This is a genomic window from Monashia sp. HAY1-5C, from assembly GCF_056755255.1.
In genome coordinates, this window is record NZ_JBPGXG010000049.1 from 19,283 (window position 1) to 27,833 (window position 8,551).

Here is an 8,551-nt window from a genome sequence, read left to right on the forward strand (position 1 = left end):
CGCGTGGCGCAGGTCGGCTCAGCGGGAGATGTAGTCCCGCAGCTGGTCACGCTCGGACTGCAGCTCGGACAGCCGGTGCTTGACGATGTCACCGATGCTGACGATGGCGGTGAGGCGGCCCTCGTCGTCGAGGATCGGCACGTGGCGCACCCGCTGCTCGGTCATCGTCGCGGCGAGGTCGGCGATGTTGTCCGCGGCGGTGCCCGTGGACACCTCGCTCGTCATGATCTGCGACACCGGTGCGTCGAGGATGCCGGCCCCGGCGGCGTGCAGGTGCCGTACGACGTCGCGCTCGCTGACGATGCCCTCGACGGTCGTGCCGTCGGAGCTGACGACGACGGCTCCGATGCGGTGCTCGTCGAGCACGGCGAGCAGCCCGGACACCGTCTCGTCGGGCCGGACGGTGACGACCCCGCCGCCCTTCGCCCTCAGCACGTCAGAAATCTTCACGGCGACCTCCTTCACCTCGGGTGAGTGCCCCGGACACGTGCCTCCGTCGATCTCGACGACCCTGCGCGGTGCCCTGACTCGACCCTAGAGCGCACGCCGACGGGGCGCCACCGTTCCCTCGTTAGAGTGAGACCGATCCGCCGGCACGTCCTCGCGCCGACGCGACCGCCGCGGTCCCGCCCGTCGCCACCCGAGTCGTCTCGGTGGGTATGCCGGGTGGTGGCCAGGCAGCACGACCTGCACGACGTCACCCGCGGCGTCGCGCCCCAACGACAGGAGCTGATCCCCGGTGCCGTCCGACCGGCAGACCTTCGACCTCGTCATCGCGGCGAACCGCCTCCCCGTCGACAAGGTGGTCCTCGACGACGGCGCCAGCGAGTGGCGCCGCTCCCCCGGCGGTCTCGTCACCGCGATGGAGTCGGTGATGCGCTCGCAGCCCGGCGCGTGGGTGGGCTGGGCCGGGGACTCCGGCGAGGCGCCCGAGCCGTTCGACGAGCACGGCATCCACCTGCACCCGGTGGCCCTGTCCGCCGACGAGGTCCGCGACTACTACGAGGGCTTCTCCAACGACACCCTGTGGCCGATCTACCACGACGTCATCGTGCCGGCCACCTTCCACCGCGAGTGGTGGGCCGCCTACCAGGCCGTCAACGAGCGGTTCGCCCGCGCCGTGGCGGAGGTGGCCGCCGAGGGCGCCCGCGTCTGGGTGCAGGACTACCAGCTCCAGCTCGTCCCGGCCCTCGTGCGCCGGCTGCGACCCGACGTGCGGATCGGCTGGTTCAACCACATCCCGTTCCCGCCGGTCGAGCTGTTCGCCCAGCTGCCGTGGCGAGCCCAGCTGCTCGAGGGGCTGCTCGGTGCCGACTTCCTCGGCTTCCAGCGCCAGGCCGACGCCCGCAACTTCGTCCGCGCGTGCCGGCAGCTGCTCGGGGCACCGACGAAGCGGGACCTCGTCACGGTCGAGGGCACCGGGCGGCGCGTCCGGGCAGCGGCCATCCCGATCTCCGTCGACTTCCACGGCCTGGAGGAGCTGGCCAGGACCCCAGAGGTCATGGCGCGGGCGCGCGAGATCCGCGAGAGCCTCGGCAACCCCGAGGTGCTCATGCTCGGCGTCGACCGCCTCGACTACACCAAGGGCATCCGGCACCGCCTCAAGGCCTACGAGGAGCTGTTGTCCGAGCGGCGCCTCGGCCCACCGGAGGTGACGCTCGTCCAGGTCGCGACGCCGAGCCGTGAGCGCGTCGACGCCTACCGCAACCTCCGGGCGGAGATCGAGCAGACGGTGGGCCGGATCAACGGGGACCTCGGCAAGATCGGCGCGCCGGCAGTGCACTACATGCACCACTCGTACCCGCGCGAGGAGATGGCGGCGCTGTTCCAGGCCGCCGACGTCATGCTCGTCACCCCGCTGCGCGACGGCATGAACCTCGTCGCCAAGGAGTACGTGACCTGCCGGTACGACCTCGGCGGCGCCCTCGTGCTGTCGGAGTTCACCGGCGCCTGGCACGAGCTGCACCAGGCCTTCGCGTGCAACCCGCACGACATCGAGGGCCTCAAGCAGACGATCCTGCGCGCCATCAACACCCCGGCCAAGGACAAGCAGCGGATCATGAGGGCGCTGCGCCGACGCGTCGCCGACCACGACGTCCAGCGGTGGGCCGCGCGCTTCCTCGCCGCCCTCGACGCGGCCCCCGACGTGCCGCACCCGGTGCCCGAGGACGCGGCCGGCCGCGCGCCCGGGTCCACCCGTCGGGAGGCGACGGCATGAGCGCGTCCGCGCTGCCCGACACAGCGCTCCGGGAGGCGGCCGCGGCGCCGACGCTGCTCGTCGCCACCGACTACGACGGCGTGCTGGCGCCGTTCGACACCGACCCGATGCGCGCCGCGCCCCTGCCCGGCAGCGTCGACACGCTGCGCGCGCTGGCCGGGCTGCCGGGCGTCACCGTCGCCGTCGTCTCCGGTCGCGACCTCGCCACGCTGCGCATCCTGACCCGCATCACCGAGGACGAGCCGCTCGTGCTCATCGGCAGCCACGGGGCCGAGTCCTCGGACGAGCGGGTGCGCGCGGCGATGGAGGCCGCGGCCGTCACGCCCGACGACGAGGTCACCCTCGCCGAGCTGCGCTCAGACATCGAGGCGCTCGTCAAGGAGCGCCACCCCGACGCAGGCATCGAGCACAAGGCGGCCGCGGTCGTGGTGCACACGCGCGGCCTGCCGAGGGAGGTCGGCGACGCGGCCATCGCGGACGCCCGACGCGTGGCCCTCGACCACCAGGGCGTCAAGGTGCTCAAGGGCAAGTCGGTGCTCGAGCTCTCGGTCTCCCACGCGGACAAGGGATCCGCGGTCACCGCCCTCGGCCGGGCGGTCGGCGCCACGGCTCGCGTCTACCTCGGCGACGACGTCACCGACGAGGACGCCTTCATGAGGATGACGCGTCCCGAGGACGTCACGGTCAAGGTCGGCACCGGCTCGACCGCGGCCCGCTACCGCCTCGACGACGAGCCCGCCGTCGCCCGGTTCCTCACCAGCCTGCTCGAGGAACGCCGGGGAACGCACACGGCCGACTGACCGCGGGCGCGCGCGCTGACCGCCGGCGCACGGACGCCACGTTCGCCGCGTCCGGCGTGTCGGGTCAACGGTGCCGGGCGGCGCCCGTCGAGCCGCGCACGACCAGCTCGGGCCGGAACACGTACTCCGCACGCGGAGAAGGCTGCCCGGCGATCTCGTCGAGCAGCGCCCGCACCGTCGCGGCGCTCATCGCGTTGACGCTCTGGCGCACCGTCGTCAGCGGCGGGTCGGTGAAGGCGATGAGCGTCGAGTCGTCGTACCCCACGACCGAGAAGTCGCGCGGCACCTGCAGGCCGCGCTTGCGCGCCTCGCGGATCGCACCGAGCGCCATGAGGTCCGAGCCGCAGACGACAGCGGTCGCCCCCCGGTCGAGCAGCCGCCCGGCAGCGGAGGCCCCGCCCTCCACCGAGAACAGCGACCGCTCGATGAGGTCGTCGACGTCGGGCCGGCCGGTGAGCTCCTGCATGGAGTGGCGGAACCCGGCGATCTTGCGGATGACGGGCACGTACCGGTCCGGGCCGACGGCCAGGCCGATCTCGCGGTGCCCGAGCGCCACGAGGTGCTCGAGGGCCAGGCCCATGGACGCGACGTCGTCGTTGCTGATGAAGGGCGCGTCGACACCCTCGATGTAGCCGTTGACGAGCACGAGCGGCAGCCCCCGCTCGCGCAGCGCGATGTAGCGCTCGGGGTCGGTCATCGTGTCGGCGTGCAGCCCGGAGATGAAGATGATGCCGGCGACGCCGCGCTCGAGGAGCATCTGGACGTAGTCGTCCTCGTGGACTCCCCCGGCCACCTGGGTGCACAGCACCGGCGTGTAGCCGTTCTGCGCGAGCGAGCTCTCGATGATCTGCGCGAACGCGGGGAAGATCGGGTTGGTCAGCTCCGGGACGATGAGTCCGACGAGACCGGCGCTCTTGCGCCGCAGGCGGCTCGGTCGGTCGTAGCCGAGGACGTCGAGGGCCGTCAGCACCGCCTGCTTCGTCGACTCGGCCACGCCCGGCTTGCCGTTGAGCACGCGCGACACCGTCGCCTCGGACACGTTCGCCTGCTCGGCGATGTCGCGCAGCCGTGCCTTCACCTCAGTGCCCTCTCCGTCGGACGTGCCTGGCGCCGCCGTCGGTGGGCCTCCACGTCCAGATGCGCACCCCCGGGCCGGTCGCCGACAGTGTGACAGCACGGGCGCCGATCTTCGGACGGTGTCCGTACGCCGACGTGCCCTCCTCGATGCCGCCGAGGTGGCGCCTGTCGACCACGACGGGCTCGTGGGCGGCGCGGGCGACGTGGACGAGGGCCACCTCGTCGGCCGTCTCGCGGAGGAAGACGATGGCATCACCCGCGGCGTGCACCCAGCGCAGACCGCCGTGCCGAAGCGCGGCGGACCGCCTCCGGGCCGAGATCAGTCCTCGGTAGGTCCCCAGGATCCTGGTGTCCCAAGCCGACTCGTCCCACGGCATCGGACGGCGGCCGTCCTCGCCGAAGCTGCCCCGCATGCCGATCTCGTCACCGTAGGTCAGCATGGGCATCGACGGTAGCGTGAAGAGCAGGCCGGCGGCCGCGTCGACCCTGCGGTCGTCGTCGCCGACGAGGGTGCGCACGCGGGTCGAGTCGTGCGAGCCGACGAGGTTGAACGAGTGGACGAGCGAGGACCACGCGATGCGGGAGGTGAAGTCCCGCATCGTCTCGACGACGGCGTCTGCTTCGAGCAGCGGCACGGGCACCGGCGCGCCGAGGAAGTTCGGGTCCCCGGTCTCCTCGCGCAGCCACGTCCACACCGGCTTGCAGAACCCGGCGTAGTTCATGACGCCGTGCCAGCCGTCACCCGGCATGTCGACCGTGTAGTCGTGGACGTGCTCGCCGACGAGGAGCGCCTCCGGTGCCCATCGCCCCAGCGCGTCGCGCATCTGGGCGGCCACCTCGTGGTTGACGTCGGTGGCGCGCCACCGGCCGGTCATGTTCGCGACGTCGACGCGCCAGCCGTCGAGCCCGCCCGAGCGCCCCAGCCACTTGCGCACGACACCGGAGCGGTCCTCGAAGAGGCGCCGGCGGAGGCCGTGGTTGAGGTGGTTGAGCTTGGGCAGGGACTTCACGCCGAGCCACGAGACGTAGTCGTGGCCCTGCCAGATGTAGTAGTCGCGCTCCGGGGTCCCCTTGCCGTTGGGTCCGGACGCCGTGAGGAACCACTCGTGCGCGTCGCCCGTGTGGTTCGTCGTGAAGTCCCCGAGGACCTTCATCCCCCGCTCGTGCGCGGCGGTCGTCAGGCGACGCAGCGCGGCATCGCCCCCGAGCAGCGGGTCGACGGCCTCGAAGGAGGACGCGTCGTAGCGGTGGTTGGAGCGGCCCGGGAAGAACGGCGTCAGGTACACGACGTCGACGCCGAGGGACTCGAGGTGGTCGAGGCGCTCGACGACGCCGTCGAGGTCGCCGCCGTAGAGCTGGTGGGCGATGGCGCGCCGGCTCGTGTCCACCGGGTCGTCCCACGCCGCCGGCACCGCCCAGTCGGGCACGGCGCGGCGGTCGGCCCGGGCCGACCGGGCGAACCGGTCGGGGAAGATCTGGTAGACGACGGAGCCCTGGGCCCACGCCGGCGCCGGGCGCTCGTGCGCGACGAGGCGGAAGTCGCTCGCGTCGGGCACGTCGCGCAGGTGCACGCCGGTGCCGTTGAGCCATGCGTACCTCGTCGGGCCACCGGCGAGCAGGAACCGGTAGGTCGTCACCGGGTTGTGGCAGACGAGGCTCGCCTTCCACCACGCGTCGGTGGCCGTCGTCCGCACGAGGCGCGCCCTGGCGAACTGCTGCTCGCCGTCCGGCGCCGTACGCACGTGCACGGCGTCGACCTCGCACTCGAGCGGCACGCGCACGAGCAGGTCGACGGTGTCGCCCAACCGTGGCGTGAGGTTCGAGACGTAGCGGGCGGAACCGTCGTGATGCGGTTCGGACAGGAGGGTGGGGATCGGTGCGGGGCTCGGGCTCACTTGACCGAGCCCGCGGTGAGCCCGCCCACCAGATACCTCTGGACGGCGAAGTAGAGGGCCATGACCGGCACCGACGCGAGGAGGGCGCCGGCGCAGAACGGGCCGAAGTACTTGTTCTTGTCCGCCTTGAGCAGCGACCACAGGCCCACGGCGAGAGTCTGGTTCTCCGCGTCCTTGAGGAAGATGCTCGCGAGCAGGAACTCGCTGAAGAGGCCGACGAACGACAGCATCGCGACCGTCGCGAGGATCGGCAGGACGAGGCGCAGCGTCATCGTGAAGAAGATGCGCGCGTGGCTGGCGCCGTCGACCTTCGCCGCCTCGTCGAGCTCGCGCGGCACCGTGTCGAAGTACCCCTTGAAGAGCCAGACGTTGGCCCCCATGGCACCACCGAGGTAGGCGATGATGAGGCCGGCCTGGGTGTTGAGGCCGATCGGAGGCACGGAGTCCCCGATGTAGTCGAACGTCAGGTACATCGCCACGAACGCGAGCATCACGGGGAACATCTGCGCCAGCAGGAGCGCCATGAGCCCGCCCCGGCGGCCGTAGAAGCGCATCCGCGAGAACGCGTACGCCGCGGAGGCGCCGATCATCACGCTCGCGAACGCTCCGACACCGCAGATGACGAGCGTGTTCCGGTACCACGACCAGTACGGACGCAGGTCGAACAGCTCGCCGAAGTTGCCGAAACCGGCGTTGTTCGGCAGCAGGCTCGTCGTGCTCAGCGTCCCCGACGGGTTGACCGCCGCCGACACGATGAACACGAGCGGGAACAGCGCCCAGACGAGGGCGACCGCCGCCAGCACGTACTTCCACCACATGCCGGACCGACGCTTCTGCCCGACCGGGTGGATCGCGTTGGCCTGCTCGAGGTCGGCCGAGGTCGTGGCCGTCGTCGTGGTCGTCGCCATGTCAGTTCACCTCTTCCAGGGCCTTGGTCTGGCGGAAGCCGATGAACGACATGACCGCCACGATGAAGAAGATGATGATCGAGATCGCCGCCGCGTAGCCGAAGTTCGGTGCCGCGCTCGTGAAGGCGAGGCGGTACGCGTACGTGATGAGCAGGTCACTGGACCCGATGGCGCTCTGGCTGCCCTCGAACGGCCCGCCCTCGGTCATGAGGAAGATCAGGCTGAAGTTGTTGAAGTTGAAGGCGAACGAGGCGATGAGCAGCGGCCCGACGGCGACGAGGACGAGCGGCATGATGATCGACCGGACCGTCCGGAAGCCGGTGGCGCCGTCGATGGCCGCGGCCTCCTTGACGTCGCCCGGGACCGACTGCAGCGCACCGGTGCACACGATGAACATGTAGGGGAAGCCGAGCCACAGGTTGGTGATGAGGATCGCCGCCTTGGCCGCCGTGCCGCTGCCGAGCCAGTCGACCGTCAGGCCGGTGACGTTGTTGATGAGCCCGAACTGCTGGTTGAACATCGAGGCCCAGACGAGAGCCGTGACGAAGCCGGGCAGCGCGTAGGGCAGGACGAGGACCGCGCGCATGATCTTCTTGCCCTTGAGCCGGTCGTCGTTGAAGAGCAGGGCGAGGGCGAGCCCGAGCAGGAACGTCGAGAGCACCGACACGGCCGCGAAGACGAAGTTCCACAGCAGGATCTTGAAGAACCCGGAACGCAGCGTCGGGTCGGTCAGCGCGTTCGAGAAGTTCTTGAAGCCGACGCTCTCCTTCCAGCCCTGCGGGAGCCGGTCGTTGGGGTCGGCCAGGTTGACCCACGACGCGTTGTTCGGGCCGTACACCTTCGCGGGCTGCCCGTCGGCGACCGGCCGGCTGTCGGTGAGCCGGTCGGTGCTCGCGTCGTAGCTGACGGCCGGCTTGCCCTCGAACGCCTCGGACAGGCCCACCCGCTTGATGGCGGCCCCACCGCCCGTCGGGACGGAGAAGTCGTCGAGGTCCTGGCGGCCGTTGACCTCGCGACCGTTGAGGATCGTGTAGCCCTTGACCGCGGTGACCTTCCCGGTCAGGCCGGCGGTCACGTCGCCGGCCGGCAGCTCGGTGAGGCCGTCCTTGGTCCCCGCGTAGACCTTCTTGGTCGTCGGGTCGGTCAGGATGTAGACCGGGTCGCCGGTGGCCTTGTCGTCACCGGCCTTGACCGCGACGCTCAGCGCGTAGCGGGGCTTGCCGGGCACCTCCTCCACCGAGGAGCCGACGATGGCCGCGACCGACTCCTCCTTGCTCAGGCTGTGGCCGTCGCCCCAGTTCGTGAACGCCGTGGCGCCGGTGAAGACGGCCGGCCAGATCTGGAAGGCGAGGAAGAAGACGAGGCCGGGGAACAGGTACTTTGCCGGGACGTTGCGCCGCGTGGAGTACACGAGGAGCACCGCCAGACCGACGAGCCCGAGCACCACGGTGCCGATGAGCTGACCGTTGGCGGCGAACAGGCCGGCCATGTAGACGACGGCGGCCAGGACGACCGCGATGACGACCCACTTGAGCACGACGTAGGGAGAGCGACTCATCGTTGAATCTCCGTCGGGAGGGAAGGGCTGGGGGCGGTGGTCCGCGGGCGGTGGCCGGCTGTCTCTTATACACATCTGACGCTGCCGACGACGGA

At 71.0% G+C, this 8,551-nt stretch carries 7 protein-coding genes; 2 read left to right on the plus strand and 5 right to left on the minus strand.

Features of this window, described 5'->3' with window-relative positions; genetic code table 11:
• Nucleotides 1–18: 18 nt before the first annotated feature.
• Nucleotides 19–450 carry a CBS domain-containing protein gene (locus tag ACR9ZK_RS09690; RefSeq protein WP_481341688.1) on the minus strand — a complete coding sequence of 144 codons (432 nt, stop codon included), beginning with the start codon at nucleotides 448–450 and terminating at the stop codon, nucleotides 19–21.
• A gap of 289 nt (nucleotides 451–739) precedes the next feature.
• Between ACR9ZK_RS09690 and ACR9ZK_RS09695 the strand changes: the two genes are divergently transcribed.
• Entirely contained in the window at nucleotides 740–2,218 is a 1,479-nt protein-coding gene (locus ACR9ZK_RS09695; protein ID WP_481341689.1) for an alpha,alpha-trehalose-phosphate synthase (UDP-forming), read from the plus strand.
• Nucleotides 2,215–3,018 (plus strand): trehalose-phosphatase, encoded by an 804-nt coding sequence (gene otsB / locus ACR9ZK_RS09700; protein ID WP_481341690.1) that lies wholly within the window; start codon nucleotides 2,215–2,217, stop codon nucleotides 3,016–3,018. The genes ACR9ZK_RS09695 and otsB overlap by 4 nt, the downstream gene beginning before the upstream one ends.
• 64 nt (nucleotides 3,019–3,082) lie before the next feature.
• Here otsB and ACR9ZK_RS09705 read toward each other — a convergent pair whose 3' ends face one another.
• The 4 genes from ACR9ZK_RS09705 to ACR9ZK_RS09720 form a co-directional block, all read right to left on the minus strand.
• Complete coding sequence (locus tag ACR9ZK_RS09705; protein WP_481341691.1) at nucleotides 3,083–4,096, minus strand: LacI family DNA-binding transcriptional regulator; 1,014 nt, start codon at nucleotides 4,094–4,096, stop codon at nucleotides 3,083–3,085.
• A 1-nt stretch (nucleotide 4,097) separates the two neighbouring features.
• On the minus strand, nucleotides 4,098–5,990 hold the full coding sequence (locus ACR9ZK_RS09710) for a glycoside hydrolase family 13 protein (protein WP_481341692.1): 1,893 nt from the start codon (nucleotides 5,988–5,990) through the stop codon (nucleotides 4,098–4,100).
• Nucleotides 5,987–6,898, minus strand: coding sequence for a sugar ABC transporter permease (locus ACR9ZK_RS09715; protein ID WP_481341693.1), 912 nt, complete (start codon nucleotides 6,896–6,898; stop codon nucleotides 5,987–5,989). Before ACR9ZK_RS09715 ends, ACR9ZK_RS09710 begins: the two co-directional genes overlap by 4 nt.
• A 1-nt stretch (nucleotide 6,899) precedes the next feature.
• Nucleotides 6,900–8,551: ABC transporter permease subunit (locus tag ACR9ZK_RS09720; RefSeq protein WP_481341694.1), on the minus strand; the 1,652-nt coding region annotated here is incomplete at its 5' end.